The 26560-nt window shown below is 41.8% G+C and carries 22 protein-coding genes; 7 read left to right on the forward strand and 15 right to left on the reverse strand.

The genetic code is table 11. The annotated features are described in order from the left end of the window. Positions 1-146: 146 nt before the first annotated feature. Positions 147-1604 carry an OmpA family protein gene (locus LY624_RS06075; protein WP_130151311.1) on the forward strand — a complete coding sequence of 486 codons (1458 nt, stop codon included), beginning with the start codon at positions 147-149 and terminating at the stop codon, positions 1602-1604. Between the two features lie 26 nt (positions 1605-1630). On the opposite strand, the gene mnmC is transcribed toward LY624_RS06075, so the two are convergent. Continuing rightward, on the reverse strand, positions 1631-3664 hold the full coding sequence (gene mnmC / locus LY624_RS06080; RefSeq protein ID WP_130151312.1) for a bifunctional tRNA (5-methylaminomethyl-2-thiouridine)(34)-methyltransferase MnmD/FAD-dependent 5-carboxymethylaminomethyl-2-thiouridine(34) oxidoreductase MnmC: 2034 nt from the start codon (positions 3662-3664) through the stop codon (positions 1631-1633). Positions 3665-3844: 180 nt separating this feature from the next. Here mnmC and fabB point away from each other — a divergent pair, with 180 nt between their 5' ends. The 4 genes from fabB to LY624_RS06100 all read left to right on the forward strand — a co-directional run bounded on the left by fabB (position 3845) and on the right by LY624_RS06100 (position 11882). Next, positions 3845-5059: a beta-ketoacyl-ACP synthase I gene (gene fabB / locus LY624_RS06085; RefSeq protein ID WP_062570633.1), complete on the forward strand. Its 1215-nt coding sequence runs from the start codon at positions 3845-3847 to the stop codon at positions 5057-5059. Between the two features lie 161 nt (positions 5060-5220). Further along, positions 5221-6342, forward strand: coding sequence for a 4-phosphoerythronate dehydrogenase (locus LY624_RS06090; RefSeq protein ID WP_130151313.1), 1122 nt, complete (start codon positions 5221-5223; stop codon positions 6340-6342). A 31-nt stretch (positions 6343-6373) separates the two neighbouring features. Then, the gene (locus tag LY624_RS06095; protein ID WP_130151314.1) at positions 6374-7390 is read left to right on the forward strand and encodes an aspartate-semialdehyde dehydrogenase; all 1017 of its coding nucleotides are present in this window, start codon (positions 6374-6376) and stop codon (positions 7388-7390) included. Between the two features lie 322 nt (positions 7391-7712). Beyond that, positions 7713-11882, forward strand: coding sequence for a FimV/HubP family polar landmark protein (locus tag LY624_RS06100; RefSeq protein WP_341804117.1), 4170 nt, complete (start codon positions 7713-7715; stop codon positions 11880-11882). A gap of 468 nt (positions 11883-12350) precedes the next feature. Here LY624_RS06100 and LY624_RS06105 read toward each other — a convergent pair whose 3' ends face one another. Further along, on the reverse strand, positions 12351-13970 hold the full coding sequence (locus LY624_RS06105) for a M28 family metallopeptidase (protein ID WP_130151331.1): 1620 nt from the start codon (positions 13968-13970) through the stop codon (positions 12351-12353). Positions 13971-14097: 127 nt separating this feature from the next. Then, entirely contained in the window at positions 14098-15177 is a 1080-nt protein-coding gene (locus tag LY624_RS06110) for an MBL fold metallo-hydrolase (protein ID WP_130151332.1), read from the reverse strand. Between the two features lie 114 nt (positions 15178-15291). Here LY624_RS06110 and LY624_RS06115 point away from each other — a divergent pair, with 114 nt between their 5' ends. Then, a complete protein-coding gene (locus LY624_RS06115) occupies positions 15292-15885 on the forward strand; it encodes a TetR/AcrR family transcriptional regulator (protein WP_130151333.1) in 594 nt (197 codons plus the stop codon). A 9-nt stretch (positions 15886-15894) separates the two neighbouring features. Beyond that, positions 15895-16401 carry a YdcF family protein gene (locus tag LY624_RS06120; RefSeq protein WP_130151334.1) on the forward strand — a complete coding sequence of 169 codons (507 nt, stop codon included), beginning with the start codon at positions 15895-15897 and terminating at the stop codon, positions 16399-16401. Positions 16402-16438: 37 nt separating this feature from the next. Here the strand turns inward: LY624_RS06120 and lipA are convergent, their stop codons facing one another. The 12 genes from lipA to LY624_RS06180 all read right to left on the reverse strand — a co-directional run bounded on the left by lipA (position 16439) and on the right by LY624_RS06180 (position 26560). Further along, positions 16439-17404: a lipoyl synthase gene (gene lipA / locus LY624_RS06125; protein ID WP_130151335.1), complete on the reverse strand. Its 966-nt coding sequence runs from the start codon at positions 17402-17404 to the stop codon at positions 16439-16441. Beyond that, a complete protein-coding gene (gene lipB, locus LY624_RS06130) occupies positions 17401-18054 on the reverse strand; it encodes a lipoyl(octanoyl) transferase LipB (protein WP_130151336.1) in 654 nt (217 codons plus the stop codon). Before lipB ends, lipA begins: the two co-directional genes overlap by 4 nt. 19 nt (positions 18055-18073) lie before the next feature. Beyond that, on the reverse strand, positions 18074-18352 hold the full coding sequence (ybeD, locus tag LY624_RS06135) for a DUF493 family protein YbeD (RefSeq protein ID WP_062570642.1): 279 nt from the start codon (positions 18350-18352) through the stop codon (positions 18074-18076). Between the two features lie 182 nt (positions 18353-18534). After that, positions 18535-19695: a serine hydrolase gene (locus LY624_RS06140; protein ID WP_062570808.1), complete on the reverse strand. Its 1161-nt coding sequence runs from the start codon at positions 19693-19695 to the stop codon at positions 18535-18537. Between the two features lie 54 nt (positions 19696-19749). Further along, positions 19750-20517, reverse strand: a complete 768-nt coding sequence (locus LY624_RS06145; protein ID WP_130151337.1) for a septal ring lytic transglycosylase RlpA family protein — start codon at positions 20515-20517, stop codon at positions 19750-19752. Continuing rightward, the gene (gene rodA, locus LY624_RS06150) at positions 20517-21623 is read right to left on the reverse strand and encodes a rod shape-determining protein RodA (RefSeq protein ID WP_130151338.1); all 1107 of its coding nucleotides are present in this window, start codon (positions 21621-21623) and stop codon (positions 20517-20519) included. The genes LY624_RS06145 and rodA overlap by 1 nt, the downstream gene beginning before the upstream one ends. Continuing rightward, positions 21620-23500, reverse strand: a complete 1881-nt coding sequence (gene mrdA, locus LY624_RS06155; RefSeq protein WP_130151339.1) for a penicillin-binding protein 2 — start codon at positions 23498-23500, stop codon at positions 21620-21622. Before mrdA ends, rodA begins: the two co-directional genes overlap by 4 nt. Positions 23501-23508: 8 nt before the next feature. After that, positions 23509-23979 (reverse strand): 23S rRNA (pseudouridine(1915)-N(3))-methyltransferase RlmH, encoded by a 471-nt coding sequence (rlmH, locus tag LY624_RS06160; RefSeq protein ID WP_062570646.1) that lies wholly within the window; start codon positions 23977-23979, stop codon positions 23509-23511. A 27-nt stretch (positions 23980-24006) separates the two neighbouring features. Beyond that, the gene (rsfS, locus tag LY624_RS06165; protein WP_062570647.1) at positions 24007-24324 is read right to left on the reverse strand and encodes a ribosome silencing factor; all 318 of its coding nucleotides are present in this window, start codon (positions 24322-24324) and stop codon (positions 24007-24009) included. 56 nt (positions 24325-24380) lie between these two features. Beyond that, positions 24381-25016 (reverse strand): nicotinate-nucleotide adenylyltransferase, encoded by a 636-nt coding sequence (gene nadD, locus LY624_RS06170; protein ID WP_130151340.1) that lies wholly within the window; start codon positions 25014-25016, stop codon positions 24381-24383. A gap of 12 nt (positions 25017-25028) precedes the next feature. After that, complete coding sequence (gene holA / locus LY624_RS06175; RefSeq protein ID WP_130151341.1) at positions 25029-26069, reverse strand: DNA polymerase III subunit delta; 1041 nt, start codon at positions 26067-26069, stop codon at positions 25029-25031. Continuing rightward, positions 26069-26560: an LPS-assembly lipoprotein LptE gene (locus tag LY624_RS06180; RefSeq protein ID WP_130151342.1), complete on the reverse strand. Its 492-nt coding sequence runs from the start codon at positions 26558-26560 to the stop codon at positions 26069-26071. The genes holA and LY624_RS06180 overlap by 1 nt, the downstream gene beginning before the upstream one ends.

A 26560-nucleotide genomic window follows, 5' to 3' on the forward strand; every position in this document is an offset into this window, starting at 1 on the left:
TTCTATCTATTGGGTAAGTTTCGTCGTTAACTAAAGACCTTGGGGTATCTATTTATTTTTAAAGGGGGTAAATCAAACTTTGAATTAAAAAGTAAATTTTGGCATAGTCTAAATCAGGTACATGGATATTTTAAAAAGGACTCTAAGTGAAAACATTCTCAAAAGCCTTAGTATTACTAACGGCCATTTTTAGCTATTCAATCTCGGCAAAGCCCCTTATTTCACCTTACCCAAACAGTGAACTTGAAAGCTCAATCAATTTAGCAGGCGAGCAAACTAAATTGGTGAGCCAATTTGATATGACCCAAAAAACAGCAAATCGCTTTAGTTATACTGAGCATATTGGTGATGTTAGTCATAATTTATATGAAATTAAGAATGTGGCTACCCTTAAAGTGATTGAAAACTATAAAGCAGCGCTCAAAGCTGATGGCTTTAAAATAGCTTACTCATGTGAACTTGAATCATGTGGTACAAGCAGTGATTTTGCTGACACAGTGAGCTATTTCAATCCATATAATTACCACCGTAAACCTTATTATGTTTATGCAACGAAAGGTGAAGCACCAGACTTTGCAGTGGCGGTTTTTGCTGGTCAATATCAGAATAAAACCCGTGTTATGGTTTCTTCCGTGGCAGTAAAAGAGATTGAAACAGGGTTAATTAAAGCGGATGCAGCTGGCTTTGCAAAACAGCAAAATAACAACGTAGCTAAAGCAGCAAAAGATGATGAAAGAGGCTCTAAAGACCACCCATTATTAAGCCGTTACCCTGGTAGTTATATCGAATCATATGAACAGATTGACTATGAAGAGTTTTCGTTGCCAGTTGGTGCATTCGATACAAACACTAAACAATTACCTGTTGAAAAAGTGACAGGGGACATTACCCGCATTACCTATGTAATTAGGCAAGTATCAACACTTAAAATTTACCACAATTATGTGTCAGCATTGACGAAAGAAGGCTTTGAAACGGTGTTTAGTTGTGAGCACCAAACCTGTGGCAAGGACAGAAAAGCAATACAAGCGCTCGGCGATCATATAGCAATAAAGCAGGTGTACAACTATCACCGACAGCCTCGCTATCAGCTGATGAAAAGTACAGTCGAGAACCAAACAACGTATGTCGGTTTTTTTGTTGGTAATTACCAAGGTAACACGCGTGTTCAACTTGTTGTTATTCGAACTGAGCCATTACAAGAGGGCCTAGTTAAAACAAACCCCGATCAGGTATTAAAGCAGCTAGAGCAAAAAGGGAAAGCGGCTATTTATGGTATTTTCTTTGATTACGACAAAGCAGATATCAAGCCTGAGTCAGCGGAATCATTAAAAGTGATTGCTGATGTTTTAAATAAAAATAAACGTTTAAACCTGTACGTGGTTGGCCACACCGATGATAAAGGTAGCCCTGAGTATAACTTAACGCTGTCATCCAAGCGTGCCAAAGCCGTTGTTAAAGCACTTGTGGCTCAATACGGTATCAAAGAAGCGCGTTTAACAAGCTATGGAGTAGGGCCCTATGCACCTGCCGCAACCAACAAAAACGACTTAGGTCGTCAGCTTAATAGGCGAGTAGAACTTGTTGAACGGTTAACTAATTAAACATGGTGAGGGCTTGCAAGCCCCTGTTAAATTTTATTGCGAATAAGATCACGCACTATAAAGCGGGCAGGGTGAATCGCTTGGCTCACTCGCTCGCTAAATGGCCTTGGTTCATTATTCAAGCAGGCAATTAAATGCTCGGCACACAAAGGAGCGCTACAGAGTCCTCTCGCCCCAAATCCTGTAAGTATATGCAGCCCTTGTAGAGGTTTTTCTAAGGTTTGGTATTGGTAGCGTTTACCTAGTCTTAAATTAGCAAATGCGCTGGTATAATCACTTTGCTCTGCCCATTCACCAGCCATGGGCAGATGATCGATAAAGGTACATCTAACCGCGGCTTTTGCTGAAGTTATCTCACCTAGGGTGTTGGCAAACTCGCTGTTTGGGTAAAAGCTAAGTAGTTGCTCGCGGTTTGTTTGGTTGTCCTGCTGTTTTACTTCGCGGCTTTTCGAGTTTTTTTCAAATGTCGCTCCCATGCAGTGATGGCCTTGATACTCAGGCGTAAAATAACCTTTGTGACAGAGCACGGTCTTTAAGCGCTTTGAGGATGCGCTTGCTTGAACATGTGAAACTTGCCCTCGAACGCCTACAACGGGTAATGCTTGAGTTTGGCTAAATTGGTCGCAGTGCTCACCTGCACAATTAATCACATCACTAAATGGGCCAAATGTTTGCTCTTGTGTATGTAAAAGCCAACCTGCGGCGGTTTTTTCGAGCTGTTTAATATGGCAATTAAAATGACTATTAATCGTGCTTAGTGAGTTGGCTGCATTAAACAGTGCCGTTACAAGTGCGGGTGGGTTCACCCAGCCGCCTTTTTCAAAAAATACACCTGAATAGCCTGTGTCAACACCAGCAATTTCATCACCTTCGCAGGCGCTAACATTACGCATTAGTTCTGTTGGCCAGAGCTCTTTATTGGCAAGGTTTTGATGCTTATCGGCAAGGCCTTGTTTTACTGCATGTTGTAACACACCACACCATTGGTGAGGGTAGTCAAAGCCAGCATCAAGTAATTGCTGATAAAGGCGCATAGCATATAAAAAACTATGGGCAAACATTTCGCTATGCGGTGAGTTTTTGGCTTGTAGGTGCGGGTAAACAGCGCCCTGAACATTATGTGAAGCGCCCATAGCAAGTGCTTCATCTTGACAAAATAATGAGGTAGTAATCCCTCTTTTAGCCAGTGAGTACAGTACGCTGCTACCGGCTATACCGCCGCCAATCACAGCCACATTGTTTAACTTGCTCGTCTGGTGGGAAAAATAAGCAGGGGCAGATTGTTGCTCATTTGACTCTGCTAATTCGCCAATGAGCATTTCACGTTTTTTACCATAGCCCTTCGCTTTGCCTATTATAAAGCCAGCCTCTATTAAACCACGTCTTACAAATCCTGCTGCGGTGAAGGTAGCAAGGGTGGCTTTACTGCGCGAAATAGTACGCATTTTATTAAATAGGCTCTGTTGCCACATATCGGGGTTTTTACTAGGGGCAAAGCCATCGAGATACCAAGCATCAATGATACCTTCACTTGAATAGCTCATAGCATCAATGCTGTCTTGTACATCACCAAAGTAGAGATCAAGCACAACACGGCCATTAGCGAACTCGAGCCTGTGACATCCCGCTAAATTGATAGGGTAGTTTGCAATAAGTTGTTCACTATAAAGGGCAAGCGTAGGCCATGCCTTGAGTGCGAGAATAAGATCATCACGTTTTATTGGGTATTTTTCAAAAGAGATAAAGTGCAGGCGGCTAACACTTTTTTTACCACTATGGTCGTGTTGATTTTGAACTTCTCGCTCTGCATGCTGCCTATCAAGGTGAGCTGTAAAATGCTGCCATGTGTTTAAAAAGTTAAGCCCTGTACCAAAGCCCGTTTCGGCAATCACAAAGTGGTTGCGGTCATGATTTTGTAATCGTTGCGAGATATTGTTTTGTTGATAAAACACATAATGCGATTCAGCTAAGCCATCGTCATTGGAGAAATAAACATCGCCAAATTCATCGGCGACGGGTGTACCAAGGTGATTAAAATGAATATTTGCGTTTTTGATCATGACTTAACTAAATAACAACGAACTTTTTTTCATTATTTTACGTGTTTTCTTTGAAATAGTCTGGCGTTATTTATAAGCTACACATTCAGAGTACATGTGTACGCTAGAAAGCTGACCACTTCGAGAGTAATTTCAGCGTAAAATAGAACATAATTTAGTATATAGCTAAGGTAATTACCCATGAGAAGAGCCGTTATTACGGGCATCGGTGTTGTATCAAGCATCGGTAACAACAAAGAAGAAGTATTAGAATCATTAAAACAGGGTCGCAGTGGTATTGCGTTCAACCAAGAATTTGCTGATTACAACCTACGTAGTAACGTATCTGGCAAAATCGATATTGATGTTAAAGAATTTGTTGATCGTAAAGCAATGCGTTTTATGGGCGATGCGGCTGCATATGCCTATATCTCTATGGCACAAGCAATTGCAGATGCAGGCCTTAACGAAGAGCAAGTTTCGAACGAACGCACAGGTTTATTAGTGGGTTCAGGTGGTGGTTCATCTAAATGGCAAGTAGAAGCCGCAGACATCCTACGTGAAAAAGGTGTAAAACGTGTAGGCCCGTACATGGTTCCACGTACAATGGCGAGCACGACCTCTGCGTGTCTCGCAACACCATTTAAAATTAAAGGTGTTAATTATTCAATTAGCTCTGCATGTGCGACATCTGCACACTGTATTGGTCATGCGGTTGAGCAAATTCAATTAGGTAAGCAAGACGTTATTTTTGCAGGTGGCGGTGAAGAACTGCACTGGACACTGGCAATGGAATTCGATGCAATGGGTGCATTGTCAACGAAATACAACGAAACACCAGAAAAAGCATCGCGTACGTACGATGCAAACCGTGATGGCTTTGTTATCTCTGGCGGTGGCGGTATTGTTGTTGTTGAAGAACTTGAACATGCGCTTGCTCGTGGTGCGCACATTTATGCAGAGATCACAGGCTATGGCGCAACGTCTGATGGTTACGACATGGTAGCACCATCAGGTGAAGGTGCTGTACGTTGTATGAAGCAAGCGATGCAAGGTATTGAAGGTGGTATTGATTATTTAAATACACACGGTACTTCAACACCTGTAGGTGATGTAAAAGAGTTAGGCGCAATCCAAGAAGTATTTGGTGGTAACTCGCCAATGATCAGTGCAACCAAAGCTATGACTGGTCACGCATTAGGTGCGGCCGGTGTTCATGAAGCGATTTTCTCACTACTTATGCTTGAAAATAACTTTGTAGCACCTTCAATTAATATTGATGAGTTAGATGAACAAGCACAAGGTTTAAACATCGTGACAGAGCGTCAAGATGTAGAATTAAATACTGTTATGTCTAACAGTTTTGGTTTTGGTGGAACGAACGCCACGCTTGTTATGAGCAAATACAAAGGTTAATTTTATCTTGTTTGTATGAAAGCCGAGCTTTGCTCGGCTTTTTTGTTTTTAAGCACGTCAGTTTTTTTATAGATAACGGCAAAATCCTCAGAGCTGTTAACTATCCGAAAGCTGATTATTTAGTTACAATAGCGCCACTTTTCTGCTTCTCGGACACACAGATGAAAATTCTTGCAGATCAAAATATGCCATTGGTTGAGCAGTACTTTGCTGATTTTGGTGATGTTGAGCGATTTGATGGCCGTAACCTAAAGCCTGAGCAACTTAAAGGGGTTGATATACTTTTAACGCGTTCTGTTACAAACGTAGATAAAGCCTTATTAACTCAAGCAGATAAACTAAAATTTGTGGGTACAGCAACGATAGGTGTTGATCACATTGATACCGATTTACTTGCTGAGCGAAATATTGCCTTTAGCAGTGCACCTGGTTGTAATGCCGTGGCGGTTGCAGAGTACGTAATTAGTAGCCTATATGCTCTAAGCCAAGAAAATGCCAGCTCTTTGCAAGGTAAAACGCTTGGAATTGTAGGTGTTGGCAGTATTGGTAGTTGTTTACGCGATAAGCTAAGTCAGTTAGGAATGACACTATTATTATGTGATCCGCCAAAGCATGAAGCAGGTGAGCTACCCAACCATACTGATTTAGACACTCTATTGGCTGATGCCGATATTGTTACTTTTCATGTTCCTTTAGTGAAACACGGCCCGCATAAAACGTTGCATATGCTAGATAAAACACGCTTGAGCGCACTTAAGCCAGGTATGACCATTATTAATGCAAGCCGTGGCGATGTGATTGATAATCAGGCGTTACTTGATGTGTTCGAGCAAGGTGCACAATTAGACTGTGTGCTTGATGTATGGGAAAACGAACCCACTATATTGACCCCACTGCTTGATTACGTACGCTTTGCCAGCGTACACATTGCAGGGCATACACAGGAAGGAAAAGCGCGCGGTACGCAAATGCTTTACCAAAAAGTCTGTGAACTAGAAGGGGTTGCAGCGCTTAAATCGTTAGAAGATTTTCTACCAGAACCTATTTGCCATGCAGTCACACTAGGCGAAACATTTAGCTTGGATGATATCGGCCGACTGGTGCATCTAATATATGATGTGCGTCGTGATGATGGGATCTTGCGTAGCAAGCTTAGTAGTGAGGGTTTTGATAGTTTACGTAAAAATTATCCGCCCCGACGTGAGTTTAATACTTTGTCGGTGGCCGCAAACAGTGCGTGTGAAGCTACATTAGCTGCACTGGGATTTAGAATTAATGAATAGAGCATTTGCTTTATTCTCATGAGGAAAACACATGTCGCAAAAATTTAATGTTGCAGTTTTAGGTGCCACAGGTTTAGTGGGTCGCCAAATTATCGATACGTTAGAAGATCGTAAGTTCCCAGTTGACCAATTATTTTTACTTGCAAGCAGCCGTAGCGCAGGTGAAGAAATTCAATTTCGCGGTGAAGCGATTGAAGTCCTTGATGTAGAAGAATTTGACTTTAGCCAAGCACATATTGGTTTATTCTCAGCTGGTGGCAGTGTCTCTGAAAAGTACGCACCAATAGCCGCAGAAGCAGGGTGTGTTGTTATCGATAACACCTCGCACTTTAGAAACGATTTTGATGTACCACTTGTTATTCCTGAAGTGAACGCATCAAGCTTAGCTGATTTTAGAAACCGTAATATTATTGCCAACCCAAATTGCTCGACCATTCAAATGTTAGTGGCATTGAAACCAATTTATGATGCCTACGGTATTGACCGTATTAATGTGTCTACCTACCAAGCCGTGTCAGGTGCAGGTAAAGAGGCGGTTGATGAGCTTGCAAAACAAACAGCAAACTTAATGAATGCACGTCCTATGGATAATGCTGTTTTTCCTAAACAGATTGCGTTTAACGTTATTCCTCAAATCGATAGCTTTGAAGACAATGGCTACACACGTGAAGAAATGAAAATGGTAAACGAAACACAGAAAATCCTTGGTGATAGCAGTGTTGTTGTTAACCCTACATGTGTGCGTGTGCCAGTATTTTTTGGCCACAGTGAAGCAATTAACATTGAAACACGTATGCCGGTTGATTTAGAGCATGTAAAACAGTTACTAAATGATGCCGAAGGGGTTGAGCTTATTGATGATTTAGCCGATTACCCAACAGCGGTATCTGATGCAAGCGGCAACGATACTGTTTACGTAGGTCGTCTGCGTGCAGATATTTCTCATCCACACGGACTAAACATGTGGGTTGTGAGTGATAACACTCGTAAAGGCGCAGCCACAAATAGTGTGCAAATTGCAGAAGAGCTAATTGCAAACTATCTTTAAATCTGATGATTTAGGCTGAATTAAAAACGGAGAAAGCGGCGAGTTGCCGCTTTTTTTGTGAATTCACTGCCAAATTATTGCCGCATACGCCGTAAAAGCGTATAAACTTAACCATAACAATAAAAATATATCTCAGCCGCGATTATTTAAGCTATTTACTATCAATGTGTTGCAATAGATATTGTAGCCCAACTGGTTTATAGTTTGCAGCTGGAATAGAGTTTGCAAGAAAACACAATTAAGAATTCAATTCTGCAAGAATTACTCAATGTTTAAGCAACGACAGTTGCTGCGTTAACATTTAAAACACGAAAGGATCAGCATGCGCGGTTTAGCTACACTCTTTTTATTAGCGTCTGCATTGGTGATAACACCAACTTACTCTAATGAAGGCACCACTCTTAAAGGCCCCAAAGGTGTCGATTATGGTGCGCAGGGGCGCTCAATTGGTCCAATTAAGCCGACCGATACTTTATGGCGTATTGCGGCTAAAGTTCGCCCTGATAACTCAGTGAGTATCTATCAAGTCATGCAGGCTCTGTATGAGAAAAATCCATCGTCGTTTCTTGATCAAAACCTGAATCACATGCGTGATGGCGCTTATCTTAAAATCCCTACAATTGCTGAAATGCGAGCTGTCAACGCAACGCTTGCAAAAGCACGGTCTGAGCAAGACGATGAATTATGGGAAAGAAAGAAAAACGGCACGTTAACGACAGCACAAATTAATGAATCTCAAAAGAAAGTAACGCAAGCCCGTAAAGTTGATGTTGATGAAGCTAAACAAGAGTTAAAGCAAGAAATTAACACCATTAAGGCTGAGCAGGGTACGCAACTGGTTGAGTTGCAAAAGCAATTTAAGTCGTCTGTAGAAAATGTTGAAGAGATTTTAGAAGAAAACAATAAGCTAAAAAACCAACTTACGGGTATTTCTAAAGAGCTTGAAACTGTTCGTAATCAGCTAGGCCAAGATAGCGAAATTCAAAAGCAGCTTAAAGAACTGATTGATAAACAAAACGAAATTATTGAGCAGCAAAGAGCAAAAAAGATTGAACAGGACAGTGGGGTTAACTTTTCATCACTTTTGAGCAACCCATTTGTTCTGGGCGCGTTAATGTTTATACCTGCATTACTGGTTATTGGCGGCGTGATTATGTTTTTAAAAAAACGCAACCGTAATGAACCAGAGTCGACAGATGACGATGAGTTTTTACCGCAGAGCCCAAGCTTCTCTTCAGAAGAAGAGCTAGACCCTATAATTGACTCTGATCCGCTTGTGCCTGAGCCTGAACAAGATAGCGATGATCTTAGTGTTCGTTTAGACGATGACGATTTAGAACAAGACATGCTGCCTGATGATGACATTATTTTTGATGACAGCATTGATGATGGCTTTGATGAAGACGATGACAATGTTTTAAATCAAGACGAGCTTGAAGGACTTTTGAGTGACGATATTGTCTTTAATGATGATACGCCAGAACAAGCGATTGAAGATGATGAACTTGATTCATTCTTACAGCAAGACTTTGACCAATCTGATGATGACGGCTTAGGTGATGAAATTGATTTAGATAGTGAGCCATCTGCTGCAGACACTTCTGGTGATATTTTAAGTGCCGATGATATTGATAATTTATTTGAAAACGATGACAGCCTTGATGATTCGCTTGAATCAAGCTCTTCAAATGATGAAATGGCCGCCTTAAGTGAAGAACTTGCTGAAGAAGACTTTGATATCGATAGCTTGATTGATGAGCAACAAGATGCAGCAGAGGATACACATGCAAGTATTGATAACGATGATATTGATGATCTACTTGACGAACCGTCAAATGAGCCTGATGCAGAACTGATCGATGAAGACGATTTCGATATAGATAGTCTAATCGATGAAGCACAAACAGACGAGTCTGAACTAGCACCTGTTGAAGAAGGTGATCTTGTTGATGAAGATGAAGCAGATGATGCCTTTGACCTAGATGATATCGACTCACTCATTGATGAAGCCGCACAAGATCAAAACGATGCGCCAGCTCAAGTTGAACCAGACGCGGATGCACTTGTTGATGAAGACGAGATTGATGATGCACTCGATATCGATGACATCGACTCACTTATCGACGAAGCCGCGCAAGATCAAAACGATGAGCCAGCTCAAGTTGAACCAGACGCGGATGCACTTGTTGATGAAGATGAGATTGATGATGCACTCGATATCGATGACATTGACTCACTTATCGACGAAGCCGCAGAAGAGCAATCGGATGAGCCAGCTGAAGTTGAGCCAGATGCGGATGCACTTGTTGATGAAGACGAGATTGATGATGCACTCGATATCGATGACATTGACTCACTTATCGACGAAGCCGCAGAAGAGCAATCGGATGAGCCAGCTCAAGTTGAGCCAGATGCGGATGCACTTGTTGATGAAGACGAGATTGATGATGCACTCGATATCGATGACATTGACTCACTTATCGACGAAGCCGCAGAAGAGCAATCGGATGAGCCAGCTCAAGTTGAGCTAGACGCGGATGCACTTGTTGATGAAGACGACATTGATGATGCACTTGATGTCGATGACATTGACGCACTTATCGACGAAGCCGCAGAAGAGCAAGCAAATGAGCCAACACAGGTTGAGCCAGACGCGGATGCACTTGTTGATGAAGACGACATTGATGATGCACTCGATGTCGATGATATTGACGCACTTATCGACGAAGCCGCAGAAGAGCCAGCACACGTTGAACCAGATGCGGATGCACTTGTTGATGAAGACGAGATTGATGATGCACTCGATATCGATGACATTGACGCACTTTTCGACGAAGCCGCAGAAGAGCAAGCGGGTGAGCCAGCACAGGTTGAGCCAGATGCGGATGCACTTGTTGATGAAGACGAGATTGATGATGCACTTGATGTCGATGACATTGACTCACTTATCGACGAAGCCGCAGAAGAGCCAGCACACGTTGAACCAGATGCGGACGCACTTGTTGATGAAGACGAGATTGAAGATACACTCGACGTTGATGATATTGACTCGCTTACCGATGAGGATGAATTAGATGATTCACTCAATGGTGATGACGAATTAGCGCTTGATGATATTGATGAGCTAATACAAGAGGCAAATGAATTAAAGCAAGATACGCAGGCACAAATTTCAGAACTCTCTGATTCAGAGCCCTCATCTGAGCATGATGAAAATCTCACTGATTCACTCGAAGATCTTGCTGATGCAGAACAAGCAATTGATGATACTCGCGTAGAAGAGCTTGCATCGGAGTTAAACGATGATGCAGACATTGACGAAGTTGATATTGATGAAGCTATCAATACTGACTTTAGTGAAAACAGTGATGACTTGCTAGATGATGACGACAGTTTAGATGAATATGATGATCCATCATTAAAGAGTGTTGATGAGCTTCTTAGCGAAATTGGGGAAGAGGAAGAGTATGTCGCTGCACCAGACTGGTCAATAGATGAGCCAAATGAAGATTTTGAAGAAGTAGAAATCGATCTTGGCGATGATCCGCTCGCTGAAGAAGAGCGTGTCGATGACGTTGATTTAGACGCTGAAGATGAGCCATTATCACAAGATATGGTTACCCCAAGCCAAGAGTTGGAAGAGTATCCAGAGCTTGAATTTGATGAGTTAGAAGCAGGCGAGGTTGTTGACGAAACAACCAATGAAACAGAGTTAACACCGAGTCAAGCGGAGCAAGACTTAGCAGACTCTCTTGCTGCGGCGGGTGTCGATCAGCTAGATGATGACTTTGACGATGAGATTCTCATCGACAATGAGTTTACAGAAGATGACTTAATTGACTCTGATGAAGAGAACACACAAGAAGGTGATAACCTACTTGATTTAGGTACTGAGCACGAACAGGAGCAGACACTAGCTGATAAAGAGCCAGCTTCAACGGATGACTTCAGTGATATTTCAGATGATGATATCGACGATGATTTCATGGCTGATCTTACGCAAACAGACTTTGATGCGTTATTAAATGAACTTGCAGAACCTGATGATAGCCATGTTGCCGATGCCAGCGAATTTGATGTTGATTTTAATGCGCTTCTAAATGAAGACCTACAAATTGACGACTCAAATAGTGACGAGTTAGAAACCACAGAGCCTAACAGCACTTCACCAGATACCTCGGCCAGTGATGAGTTTGTGGATATTGATTCATTGCTCGAACAAAGTGATGATGAAGCGCTTGATTACGAGCCTTATGACGATGTGGATATGGATGTCGGCTTAAGTGACTTTGATGACTTACTAGCAGGTGATAACCCAACAGACGTTGATGCAGAGAGCGGTGGTTATTCTGCCAAGCTTGATTTAGCAAGAGCATATATTGAAATTGACGATTTTGATTCAGCTTTACAGGCTATTGAAGATGTCATCAACAACGGCCCAGATGAAGTGCAAGCAGAGGCACAGTCGCTAAAGGCGAAGCTTAACGGGTAAGGTCATTTTAGACTAGAAAACCGAGCTATTTGAAGTGACCCCCACTAGTTGGATAATCCAATTACTGGGGGTCTTTTTATGTCCTAAAATCACCGTGCTTCATATGGTGAAAAAATTGACTCTTGCCTAGTTCATCACTTGCTTCTTACAGTACACAATCTAATTATCATTAATAAATAATGCAGCTAACTTGTTAAAATTAAAAAGTGAGCGCTATTTTTGGGTTTTATGTAATTGGAAATTTGGCTTAGTGTTATGACGTAAGCTTGGTATTCATTTAATGACACATACCGACAGGTAAGCAGAATGAAAAAACAAGTAGGAAGTTGTATTAAGGAAGAGGAATGAAATACCTAATAACTCTCATATTATCTCTGTCGATGAATAAGGCAAAAATTCGAACAATCAAATTCAATTTCATTCATCGAATCTGATTGTTCGAGTTAGCGTCATTCAGCGAATGCTTAATTATTTCCTATCTTCTAAACGGCGAGCTTTGAAGTCAGAATCAGCTTTCCACTTTGGCCAATCACCGTTATTGGCAAGCTTGGCAGCAATATCAACAATGAGTTCAATATCTTGCTCAACGCCACCCATTGACCATTGTGGCGAATAGTCATCTGCTTCTTTATGGTATTTATGAGCAATGTAGTCTGGGTCGGTATCACCTAGGCTCATAAACAACAAGCTAGGCACACCTTGTTTAGCTAAAGAGAAGTGGTCTGAGCGGAAAAACAGGCCGTTTTGAGGACGAGGGTCCATTTTAACGTGGCGGCCTTGTGCTTTGGCTGCATCAGCTAGGTAGTCTTCCATTTCAGACATGCCTTTTCCATATTGTAAAATGTAATCAACGCCATCAAGCACATTCATGCCATCAATGTTTAGTAGTGCCACCATGTGTTTTGTAGGCACAATCTCACCGGTAGCAAATTGCTCAGAGCCAATTAAGCCAGTTTCTTCTGCGGTGAAGTTGGCGAAGATAATAGAGCGTTTAAATGGTTTTTTCTTGTGCATTTCACTAAGAATGCGAGCAATTTCAACTGTCGCTGCGCTCCCAGATGCATTATCAACAGCACCATTGTAAATCTTCAGCCCATCATCAGTTTGCTTGGTACCAAAATGATCCCAATGTGCACCAATGACAATGTACTCATCAGGGGTTTCACTACCAGTAAGCGTTGCAACCACATTATGAGATTTTGCTTGTGAAATATCACTTTTAAGCGTCAGTTCGGCCTTAGCTTTTAAATCAACTGGTCGAAAGTCTGCTTTTAATGCGTTGGCTTTTTCAGTTTGATAATCAAAACCTGCTTGCGCGAATATTTCATTGGCAGCTTGTTCATCAATCCAACCCATAACAGGGATGTCTGAGGCATTGTTAGCTTGGTCAATTAAGGTATATTTACTGCCCGTGTTAGAGCTTTCTACAACGCCCCAAGGGTAAGCAGCAGGGGCTGTTTCGTGGACGATGAAAACAGCTTTGGCACCCTGACGTGCGCCTTCTTCGTATTTGTAAGTCCAACGACCGTAATAGGTCATCGCATTACCAGTGAATAGCGTCTCATCTTGAGTAGCAAAACCTGGATCATTAACAAGTACTATGATTGTTTTGTCTTTGACATCAATATCGGCAAAGTCATTCCAATTATATTCAGGTGCATTAATACCGTAGCCAACAAACACAACATCAGAACCATCAATATTAATTTCTGGATTAATTTGTTGAGTGCGAGCAGTAAAGTCACTGCCTGCATTGAAACTTAGATCACCGACTTTCAATGTCATGTTTTGATCAGGCGTGAGTTTCGCCATAGTAACAGGTTGCAAAAACTCGCCTTTGTAGCTGCCTGTTAGGCCAAGTTTTTTATATTCATTTGCTAGGTAGTTAATTGTTAGTGTTTCGCCTTCCGTTAGCGGTCCACGACCTAAAAATTCATCAGAAGCAAGTGTTTTAATATGTGAGCGTATATTATCAATGCTCACAGTTTCATTGTTTATTACGCTTTCACTAGTATTTGATGCAGGCTCTGAGCAGCCCGCTAAACCAACTGCAAAGGCTAGGCTTGCGTATTTTAAGTAGGTTATCATTATTTTTTCTGGTTTGTTGAACAGAGTCTCACTATATTGGTAGGAAGTGAGACTGTCTAGAAAGACGCTTTCAATAACTAATTATTCAAGATGAAAGGATAGTCATGCACTTCGCATCCTTTCAATTTTACCACCATGCTTTATCGATAACAGAATCTTGAATTCTGAATATCTCACCAACTAGCGGTGTGCTGAGCGAAACTTGCTCTTGTGCGGCTTTTTTTGCAACGCGCCTTAGTGGGTCATACCATGCATGAAAGGCTAAGTCGAAAGTACCATTGTGAACAGGCACCATCACATCGCCTTTGAGGTCTAAATGGGCTTGTACAGACTGCTCGGGTGTCATGTGAATATCAGCCCAATCTTTATCATAGGCACCTGTTTCTATAAAAGTAATATCAAATGGTCCATAGCGGTCGCCAATTTCTTTAAAACCTGCAAAGTAACCCGAATCTCCACTGAAGTAAAAGCGCTTATTGTTGACCTTAATTGCCCATGAACCCCATAGTGTTTTGTTGCCATCAGTTAAACCACGGCCAGAGAAGTGCTGTGTTGGTGTAAAAATAATTTGGCTATTTGCCGTATTTTGCTCTTGCCACCAATCAAAACTATGCACTTTTTGTTCATCAACGCCCCATTTTTTAAGGTCGTTTTCGACACCAAGCGGCACATAAAAAGACGCCGTTTTATCGACTAGTTGTTTAATTGCCGCTTTATCTAAGTGGTCATAATGGTTGTGTGAAATAAACACTTTCGCGATGTTTGGTAACTCTTCAATGCTGATCGGTGTTGGCTGAAAGCGTTTTGGACCCATGAATGTAAAAGGCGAAGCGCGCTCTGAAAACACCGGATCAAATAGCCAGTATTCGCCATACACTTTCGCTAAAATAGATGAATGACCTAACTTTACAAAATGCACTGTGTCATTTGATAAACGCTCAAGTTGTGCATTAGAAACAGAGTGCATTGGAAGCTCGCCTTTAGGCTCAGCATCAATTTTCTTTTCAGTAATGAATCGTTTGAAGATACCTAGTGTTTTCTTAAAGCTAGGTCTTTCAACTTGAGCGCTATTGTGAAACTTGCCGTCTGTTAATTGTGCTGAGTGGCTGTTGTTACTCACACCTTCAGCAACTAATTGATTATTCATAATAAACACTCCCATCACGATGCATAGAGCGGCGATTGCTAGCCATTTAAGAAATTTCATATTGTCACCACAAGTAAACTACACAGTGTAGTTTTTCATGGTTTACATTAAAAGTAAACTATATAGTGCAATTTTTGTTTTTGCGTTACACTAGCTAGGTAATCGGAGGGGTCGATGAAATTATCACAAAGAAAGCGATTAGATATTTTAAATGCTGCAGAAACTCTTTTCTTTCAGCAAGGGTTTGAGCATACCAGTATGGATCAGGTAGCGAGTTTAGCAGGGGTTTCGAAGCGAACGGTTTACAACCACTTTGAGAATAAGGATGTGTTGTTTCAGGCTATTTTAGTCTTTATGTTTGAAAAGGTACGTAAAGATAATGCTGTGCTTTTTAATAGCGATAAACCCGTCAATGAGCAGCTTACACAAATAGCTGAACAAGAAGTTGCTTTATTAACGTCTAAGGAGTTTTTAAAAGTAGCAAAAGTTGCTTTTATGCAGATGTTACAGCAGCCTGACTTGGCCAAATCACTTGCTAACAATAGTATGGGATGTATGCAAGATTTAGTGGCGTTTTTAGAACAAGCTACGCTCGCTCAGAAATTACAAGTTGAAGATGCAGAGTTTGCAGCTAAACAGTTTGTCTACCAATTAAAGTCATTAATTTTTTATCCGTTACTTTATGGTTTTGAGCAACAAGACAGTAAAGCTAACGCAGAGATTATTAGGCAAACGGTTAAAATGTTTTTAGCCCGATACCAAGTTTAAGGACTGCAAATGAAAACAGGGATTGTCGTACTCGGCGCACCTAATGAGGCGGATGGCAGCTTATCGGTAATTGCAAAAAGTCGTTGTGATAAAGCATTCGAGGTGTATTTAAATAACCCAGGTAGCTATATTTTATGTACTGGGGGTTACGGTAGTTTTAATCTCAGTGCTCACCCACATGGTTATTTAACGCAACGATATTTAATGAGCTTAGGTGTTGCTGAAAAAGTTTTTTTAGATAATGCACCCAGCCGGTTTACGTTAGAAGATGCGACACTTGCAAAACCTATTTTAGAAGCAGCGGGCATTCAAAAGTTAATTTTAGTCAGTTCAGAATTTCACATTGAACGTGTTGGGTATGTTTTTAAGCACGTGTTTCCCTCTATGATTTTGCAGAGTGTGTCGGCTATAACGCCCATCTCTGAAGCTGAACTTGTGAAACTATACGCTCATGAGCAGTTTGCAATGCTCAGAGAAGAAGAGAATATTAATCAACTAAAAAGCCGCGAATTATAAAATATCGCGGCCTTTTTTAGTTTTATATACTGGCGTATTATTTTACTTCTTTACCAGCTGCTTGTTGGTCAGCATGATAGCTTGAGCGAACAAACGGGCCGCAGGCAGCATGCGTAAAGCCAATCTCATCTGCATAGTCTTTTAAAGCATCAAACTCTGCTGGTGGCACGTAACGCTTTACTGCTAGATGGTGTTTAGACGGTTGCAGGTATTGACCTACAGTTAGCATATCAACGTTATTTTCGCGAAGGTCGCGTAGCACTTCTTCAATCTCGCTAATTTCTTCACCTAAACCTACCATCAAGCCAGACTTTGTTTTCACATTAGGGTGTGCTTCTTTAAAACGGCGTAATAGCTCAAGCGACCATTTATAGTCAGCTCCTGGACGAGCTAGCTTGTATAAACGTGGTGCAGTCTCGAGGTTATGGTTGAATACATCAGGTGGTGTTTCAATTAAGATATCAAGAGCACGGTCCATACGGCCACGGAAATCAGGCACAAGGATTTCAATCGTGATCTTAGGGTTATGCTTACGAATCTCGCGAATACAATCAGCAAAGTGTTGTGCACCACCGTCGCGTAAATCATCGCGATCAACCGATGTGATTACAACGTAGCTTAGCTTCATATCTTTGATAGTCAGTGCCAGTTTCTCTGGCTCTGCTGCATCAGGCTTTAATGGACGGCCGTGTGCAACATCACAGAATGGACAGCGACGTGTACAAATTGCACCTAGAATCATAAAGGTCGCAGTACCGTGGTTGAAACATTCAGATAGGTTAGGGCACGATGCTTCTTCACATACTGAGTGTAAACCATGCTTACGCATAGCTTGTTTAATGCCATCAATACGTTCGGTTGATTTTGGTAAGCGAATTTTTAGCCATTCTGGCTTACGCAACATCTCGTTTTTTTCAGTTGGTAAAACTTTAACTGGGATCAGCGCCATTTTCTCTGCATCACGCAGTTTTACGCCTGGTTCCATTTTGACTGGTTTATTCATTCGTTTTCAAACCCTTCAGTGTGCTTAACCACAGTAGCATTAAGCTTTTTAATCATGTGTTTTACAAGCCCTGCACCTGCTTGCTCGAGGTTTTGTGGGCCATGTAAGTCGGTTGTTTGCACCATGTTCATACCTGCATAGCCGCATGGATTGATCCGTAAAAAAGGCGCTAAATCCATGTTTACATTCAGTGCTAAACCGTGGAAAGAGCAGCCGCGACGAACGCGAAGGCCAAGTGAGGCCACTTTACTATCGTTTACGTAGACACCCGGTGCATCGGCTTTGGCGTAAGCATCAATATCATAATCTTTAAGCGTATCTATAATACACTCTTCTAACCAAGTGACGAGTTCACGCACACCAATATTTAAACGACGTAAATTAAACAGCACGTACATCATTTGTTGGCCTGGACCGTGATAGGTAACTTGGCCACCACGATCCACTTGAATAACTTCAATATCACCCGTGTTTAGCAAGTGTTCTGCTTTACCTGCTTGGCCTTGTGTAAATACAGGTTCGTGTTCTACTAACCAGATTTCATCCGCGGTATGTTCATCACGAGTATCAGTAAAAGATTGCATTTTTTGCCAAATAGGCATGTAACGCTGACGACCTAACTGACGAACGATTAATTCTCTTTCGCTCACGACTTACTCCGTAATCAGCCTATAGCATATGACGTACGTCATCGATGTTGCTGATCACGTTATAGATTTCTTCAATGTGCTCTTTGCTTGTGACCGTTGCAACAAGCGTTACTGATTCGTAATTACCTTTGCTGCTTGGCTTTACTTTAGGTGCGTAATCACCTGGTGCAATAGGTTGCAGCTTTTCTAAGACTTGATCTGTCAAGTTTACATTTGCTAAGCCCATGATTTTAAATGTAAATGGGCAAGGGAAGTCTAAATACTCATCAAACTTAGTATTTTTAACAGGTTGAACCACGACGGTGACTCCTCAAACAGTGAGTGTGCTTAATAGAGATTTTCTCGGCCATTTCTTGGCGTTAAGCAAACTAGGTTATGACGCACTCGACCCAGCGCGACTGATATGGGGCGCATTCTATCATTTTTCAGGCAAAAAAAAACGCCTTGCGATGCAAGGCGTTTATAATCTTTTATTCGTTATTACATTATTTGTAAACGTAGGTAATCATAAATTTTGCTAAAGAAGCTACCTTCTGCTACTTCCTCTAGTGTAACTAGTGGATATTGCGCGATTTCTTCACCTTCAAGCTGTAAAAATAAAGTACCTACTTTTGTCCCTTTTTCAAGCGGTGCTTCTAAGGTTTTATCAAGCTCAAAGTTTGCTTTTAAATTTTTACGTTGACCACGAGGGATCGTAATCGGTGTATCTTCTAAAATACCCAAAGATACATTTTCTTTGTTACCCATCCAAATACGTTGCTCAGCGAAGCTATCGCCAGCTTTGTACGGTGTAATTGTTTCGAAAAAGCGAAAACCGTAGTTAAGTAATTTTTTACTTTCAACTTTACGTGCGCGCTCACTTTCTGCGCCCATAATGACAGCAATTAAACGCATATCGTCTTTAGTCGCAGAGCTCACTAAGCTATAACCCGCTTCTGATGTGTGGCCAGTTTTGATGCCATCAACATTCATGCTCTCATCCCATAACAATGAGTTACGGTTATATTGTTTAATGCCATTATAAGTGAATGATTTTTTAGCATACACTTCGTATTCATCAGGTACGTCACGAATAAGTGCAGCGCCCAGTGTCGCCATATCGCGTGGAGTTGTGAAATGCTCAGTTGTATCTAAACCATGGCTGTTGATAAAGTGGCTGTTAGTCATACCTAATTTTTCAGCATGAGCATTCATTAAATCAGCAAATGCACTTTCACTACCAGCAATATGCTCGGCCATTGCTACACAGGCATCGTTACCAGATTGAATGATGATGCCATGGTTAAGATCGTCAACACTGATCTGTTTACCAACTTCGATAAACATTTTTGATGATTCAGGGAAATTCTTTGCCCACGCTTTTTCACTTACAGTAACCATATCTGTAGGTGATATGTTACCTGCTTTAATTTCAGTACCAATTACATAACTGGTCATCATTTTGGTTAAACTTGCAGGCGCCAATTTGGTATCGGCTTCGCCTTCTGCGATCACTTTACCGGTGGTGAAATCAACCAAGAAGTAACCTTTCGCATTAACTTGAGGTGGGGCAGGGATGATTTGGGCTGTTGCAGAGAAAACGCTAGCAGTGCAAACAAGGCCACAAACGCCACTTAAGATTTTATATTTTATAGATTTCATCATACTCATTAATGGTTAAAGTTAAACATGTCGCGTTAACCTATTCTAAAGGTCTTACTCACTGTAAAGCAAGAACGCGTTCTGAAATTGGTTTTGTTTTAATTTGTTCAAGACAGTTTGTGCTTCCGCAGCATCTTTGATTGGACCGAGTCGCAAACGATAAATTCCGTCTTTTTCAACAATATTTGTTGGTACATGGTATTGCTGACGCAATTGAAACGCGAGAGCTTCGACGTTAGCAAGTGTACTGCCTGCAGCAACCTGTATGTAACTTAGACGTGGGGCAGAATCGGCAAGTGTAATTGCTTCAACCTTAACACGCGCTGTACCTTTTGTGTAATAGCCTAGCTTGTAAGCGGCTGAATAGGACAGGTCAATTAACCTGTCATCATGAAAAGGGCCGCGATCATTTACTCGTACGATTACCGATTTACCATTATCTAGATTAGTCACACGAGCAAAACTGGGTAAAGGCAGCGTTTTATGAGCGGCAGACATAGCAAACATATCGTATATTTCGCCGTTAGAGGTGTGGTAATTATGAAATTTTCGCCCGTACCACGACGCTATACCTTCCTCAGAATAACCGGTTTCATCAAGCATAGGTGTGTAGCGTTTACCTAGTACTTCATAAGGACGACCAGCACTTGCACTTTTCACTACAGGTGTGACGACGGCATCTTGCATTTCAAGCTCTGTAGGCTTACGCAGCGGAGCAGCATCATGTTCCATTGCATACCTGCCTCGTTGTGAAGAAGAGCTACATGCTGTTAGCAACACACACATTAAAACAATAAATAGAAGGTTCACGCGGTTTATCATTATTTTAAAAGCATCCTTTTATCGGTAGCGATGGACATAATAATACCAAATCCGGCCATCAGGGTTACCATCGATGTGCCACCGTAACTAATTAATGGTAAGGGAACACCCACTACAGGGAGTAAACCCGATACCATGCCAATATTTACAAATACATAAACAAAAAAGGTTAACGTGAGCGCTCCCGCTAGAAGTTTACCAAATGCATCTTGGGCATTAACAGCAATGTAGAGTCCGCGACCTATGATAAATAGGTACATGCAAAGCAGTAAGCAAACACCAAAAAGACCAAACTCTTCACTGAGTACTGAAAAGATAAAGTCAGTGTGTCTTTCTGGTAAAAACTCGAGTTGTGATTGTGTACCTTGCAGCCAACCTTTTCCTTCTATACCACCAGAACCAATGGCTATTTTTGACTGAATTATGTGGTAGCCAGAACCAAGAGGGTCACTTTCAGGATCTAAAAACGTGAGCACCCGTTGGCGTTGGTAGTCGTGCATTCCGTAATGCCAAAATGGCCATGCAGCGAGCGCGATGGTTGCACTAAAAAAACCAATCAAGCGCCAACTTAAACCAGACAAAAACAACACAAAGATGCCAGAACTGGCAATTAAAATCGAGGTACCTAAGTCAGGTTGCTCTTTTATTAAGACGGTTGGTACCATCACGATCGCAAAACCAATAATTAGGTGGATGACTCTCGGTGGTAAGTGGTTACGCCCGATATACCATGCAACCATCATAGGAACGGCTATTTTCATTAATTCAGACGGTTGAAATCGAGTTACCCCCAAATCAAGCCAACGCTGAGCACCTTTTGAGCTAACGCCGAATAGCAAAACACCAACCAGCATCAGAAGCCCCACACAATAAAGGGGTATAACCATGCTTTTTAATGTATTAGGTGAAAATTGAGCAAGAATAAACATACCTAGCACTGCACCAAACATACGGGTTGCATGACGAATCATCATCGCCGAGTCTTGGCCACTGGCGCTGTATACGATAGCAAGACTCGCCACCATCATAGCCATAAGGGCTATAAGAAGTGGTAAATCGAGGTGAAGGCGCTGCCAAATAGAGCGTTTTTTATTTAATGGGATCATGGCGCGTCACTTTGAGCTGTTTGAATTGGGTTAGCCGAAAAATAGTAATCCATTAACTGGCGGGCGATTGGCGCACCAACGGTACTACCACCACCAGTATTTTCTACGACCACAGAAACAACAATTTGTGGGTCATTATAGGGTGCAAAACCAATATAAATCGCGTTATCACGTTGGCGCTCTTTTAATGACTTAGCGTCATAACGCTCACCTTGTGCAATACTGACAACTTGTGCGGTTCCCGTTTTGCCAGCAGGGTCATAAGTCGCCCCTTTAAATGCTTTATGGGCTGTCCCTGTTACTTTATGTACGGTGTTGTGCATCGCATCAAGTGCAATTTGCCAGTGATGTGGATCTTTAAGTACCACAGGTGGCTTTTCATCATTATTGATTTGCGTTACTTCGTTTTCTTTTTTGGCTACTTGAACAAGATGAGGAGGGTGGTCCAAACCACGGTTCACCAAAATGTTAGTTGCATTGGCTATTTGCATCGGAGTGGCAGTCCAATATCCTTGTCCGATACCCACTGAAATTGTATCGCCTCGCCACCACGATTCTCTGAAACGGGCTTCTTTCCATTCTTTGGATGGCATAATTGCCGTTGTTTCTTCATGAATATCAATACCCGAGAGCTCGCCAAAGCCAAATTGAGTCATAAAGTCACTGATTTTTGTGATGCCTAATCGGTAAGCTACATCGTAAAAGTAGGTATCACATGACTCTTCAATGGCTTTGTAAACATCGACATGACCATGGCCCCAACGTCTCCAGTCACGCCATTTGTGTTCAACATTAGGTATTTGGAAAAAGCCAGGGTCCCAAATTTTTGTTTGCTCGGTGACCAGCCCTTCTTCCAATGCCAAAATAGCCATGTGTGGCTTCACTGTTGATGCAGGGGCATACCGGCCTTGGGTTGTACGATTTATAAGTGGTCGATCAGGGTTTAGTAATTCTTTGTAATCTTTGCTACTGATACCATGCACAAACAAGTTAGGGTCGTAGCTTGGATTTGAGTATAGCGCCAATACTCCGCCATCTTTGGCATCAAGCACAACAACCGCACCCCGCATATCTTTTAAGGCATGTTGGGCAATTTGCTGTAAACCTATATCGAGGGTAAGCACTAAATCATGGCCAGGCTCTGGTGGGGTAAGGCTAAGAGTACGAATTACTCGACCACGGTTATTTACTTCAACACGTTGTGAGCCAACCATACCATGCAGGAGTTCTTCGTAATACTTTTCGATACCCAGCTTACCAATGTCGTGCGTTGCACGGTAGTTAGTCGCCTGATCCTCCGCCTCGAGTTTTGTAAGCTCTTTTTTATTAAGCTTAGCAACATAACCTAAGGCATGGGTGAGGGTATCACCATATGGGTAGTAGCGAGCGAGGCGAGCTTCAATACTAAACCCCGGAAATTTATGCTGATTTACCGAAAACTTTGCTACTTCGGTTTCATTTAATCGTGATTTTAGTACTTGGCTTTTAAAGCGACGGTTATGCTTTATATCATCTAAAAAGTCAGCTTTTTGTTGCTCACTGATATCGATAATCTGTTGAACAGCTGTGAGCGCTTTATCGAGGTCGTCGACATCTTCAGGGATCACTTCAAGATTGTAAACTGGTTTGTTTTCGGCCAGTAATACCCCATTTCGGTCATAGATAAGGCCACGATTGGGCGCAATCGGAATGACTTTAATACGATTATCGTTCGAACGAGTTTGGTAATCTTGGTGATCAATTACCTGTATGTTATATAAATTTGATAATAAGACACCAATTAGCAGGGTAACAAACACAAAACCCACAAATGCTCGGCGAGCAAATAAGTTTGCTTCAGCCGAGTGGTCTCGAATCGTGGGTCTGTGTTTTCGCATTGGTTTTACTACTCGCGATGATAAGGGTGGTTGTTATTCAAGCTCCAGCCACGGTAAAGGCTTTCGGCAACAATAATACGCACTAAAGGGTGCGGTAGTGTTAGGTTTGATAGTGACCACTTTTGTTCAGAGGCTGCGATACATTCAGGTGCTAAGCCTTCAGGGCCGCCAATTAACAAGCTAACATCACGGCCATCAAGTTGCCACTTCTCCATACTCTTAGCGAGTTGATGCGTATCCATTGGTTTACCGGTTACTTCCAAGGTAACAATACGGTTACCCTTTGGAATAGCCGCCAAGGTTTTTTCACCTTCGAGTTGTAAAATACGTTTGATATCCGCATTTTTACCACGCTTTCCTGCTGGTATTTCAACAAGTTCAAGTGGCATATCACGCGGAAAACGGCGTTGATACTCTGTAAATCCGGTTTCAACCCATGCTGGCATTTTTGTGCCAACAGCAATCAATTGTATCTTCAAAATGCGTACCTATGTTCTTGCTAAGGGTTAACCCCAAAGTTTCTCTAGATCATAGAAGTCACGTGTTTGATCTTGCATTACGTGTACAACAACATCACCTAGGTCAACAAGTACCCATTCGCCTTCGTTTTGGCCTTCATAACCAAGCGGCTCTTCACCCGCGTGACGCGCCTCTTTGGCAACGTGATCGGCAATTGATTGTACGTGACGCTTAGAGTTACCAGAGCACACTAACATATAGTCAGTAATATCAGATTTACCACGAACATCGAGTTGTACCACATCACGAGCTTTCATATCGTCGATTTTATCAAGGGCAAAGGCGAGTAGTTGTTTAGAATCCAAAGTGTTTTCTCAAAATTAAATTATCGTAATTTGTTATTTTATCACGCAACCGCTATTTATTCATCTGTTTGGTAAAGATGATGCTGCGCAATGTATTGACTGACGCTGTGTGGTAAAAGTTCCGTCATGTCATCATCTAAAAGTAGTTTTTTTCTGATTTTACTGGATGCGGCATCAACTTGTAAGCCATTTAAAAAGAACAGCTTACCTGCATGGTTGTGCGCTAGTTGGTGAAGGTCATCCGTTTCAGCGTGTGTTTTATAATCAGCCAGTTCACCGGTTACTTGGCAGTGTTGCCCAGGACGTTGGTAGACCACAATATGACATAGCTTGACAATATCTTGCCATTTAAACCATTTATCTAGGTTATTGAATGAATCCATTCCAATTAAGAACATAATTGGCGCTGCTGGGTTTTCTGCACGCAGCTCTTGCAAGCTCAACAGTGAATAAGACGCACCATCTCGATTAAGTTCTCGGTAATCAATGGCAAAATGTGGATTGTTTTCAATCGCGAGTTTGAGCATATTAATGCGGTGCTCATCGCTTATACCTGGCTTAGCTTTGTGGGCAGGTATTGCGCAGGGCATAAAATAAAGCGTGTTTAAGCTGCATTGCTGAACACATTGCTCAGCCATATTAATATGACCTAGATGGATTGGGTCAAATGTGCCACCAAAAATAGCAATCATCAATCACCACGCTTAGCCGAATGCTGGATGGCAAGGTAGTGCCATTTCGACAGGCTGACAAAACACTAAACATATATGTGTTAATGCTTGATAAGGTGCGACTAGATTCCCTTGCTTATAAGCGGCATCAAACTGCGCTAGGTGTTTAGTGATTTGTTCAAGAGCTTTAATATTAAGGCGGTTTAGGGCTTGTTGAGTCGTTGCTTGTTGGTTTTTCCAAATATTAAACTGCTTGTATAAATCAGCCATATTGGCACCATTTAATCGCCCGTGTTGCATTGCCAATAAACTTGCTGCTTCTTTATTAATAGCCCAAAAGATACTCATGGCTTCCGTGTTGTCATCAGCAAGTTTGCTCATAATTTTAACGACTTGTTCAGACTGACCTTGTAAAAGAGCATGACTTAAATCGAAAATATCAAACTTAGATTGATTGAGTAGTCCTTGCATCACAGCTTGTTGATCGACTAAATCACTTCCATACAGTAGCGATAGTTTTTCAAGTTCTTGATGGCAAGCAAGCAGGTTTCCTTCAGTGGCATCAATTAAGCTTTGCTTTGCATTGTTGTGCAGGTTTAGGTTTAAACTGTCACACTGCTCATCTAGCCAGCGACTTAAGTGATTCCCCGTCAGCGGGTAGCAAGGTACAAATACACCTTGTTTATCAAGTGCTTTAAACCACGCGCTACGTTGAATGTCTTGACCGGCTTTAGCCCCTTTTAGCACTAAAATAGTGTCTGGATTGACAAGCTCTACGAGCTGTTTAAATATTTGGCTGCCTTGTGTTCCAGGCTTTTGCTCGTTTAAGTCAAACTCGATTAAAGTACGAGCACTAAATAACGACATACTTTGATATTGGGCAATAATTTCTTGCCAATCAAAGCCAGGCATTAGCGTAAATTTAATAACTTCGTCAAAGCCTTGTTGTTTGGCCGTTTGACGAATTTGCATGATGCACTGTGTAATTTGATAGGGCTCTTCACCAAACACCATGTAAAAAGGCGCAAGGCCTTTTTTTAACTGGCTAGGTAGCTGGTTTGCATAGCAACGCATTACAGTTGTGATAACTCTCGTACAATTCGACGACTCGCTTGCTTACGAATCTCGCTTAATAGCAAGTCAAGCTCCTTCGCTTTTGCAAGAGCATTATCAGGGTCGTCTTGGTAATTACGATACAGCTCGAAGTTTTGATTAATAGCTTGCTGACCAGGTCGCTTAAGTGTGTAACTAACACTGTAGGCCAGTTCATATTCTGCAACTTGGCCATTGTCGAATAACGATAGGATTTGACGTTCTAAGCGATCTCTGTGAATTGTTAGCTCCGGCAATAATCGATCGCCATGCTGAAGGTCAACTTTACTGGCAATCAGCTCTTTTTCCACTAACTCGAATAAGGCCGACTTTTCATCATCACCCACCAGTGAAATGACTTTTAAATCGTCAGGTAAGTTTGAGGCTTTCTTTAAATGAAAGCCACAACTTGTTAGTAGCAAACAGACTAGCGCAAGGGCTAGTCCGTTTTTAAGTGCATGAAGCGCTGCCAT

Origin of the sequence: Pseudoalteromonas sp. N1230-9 (assembly GCF_032716425.1) — a bacterium.
Taxonomy (GTDB): Bacteria; Pseudomonadota; Gammaproteobacteria; order Enterobacterales; family Alteromonadaceae; genus Pseudoalteromonas.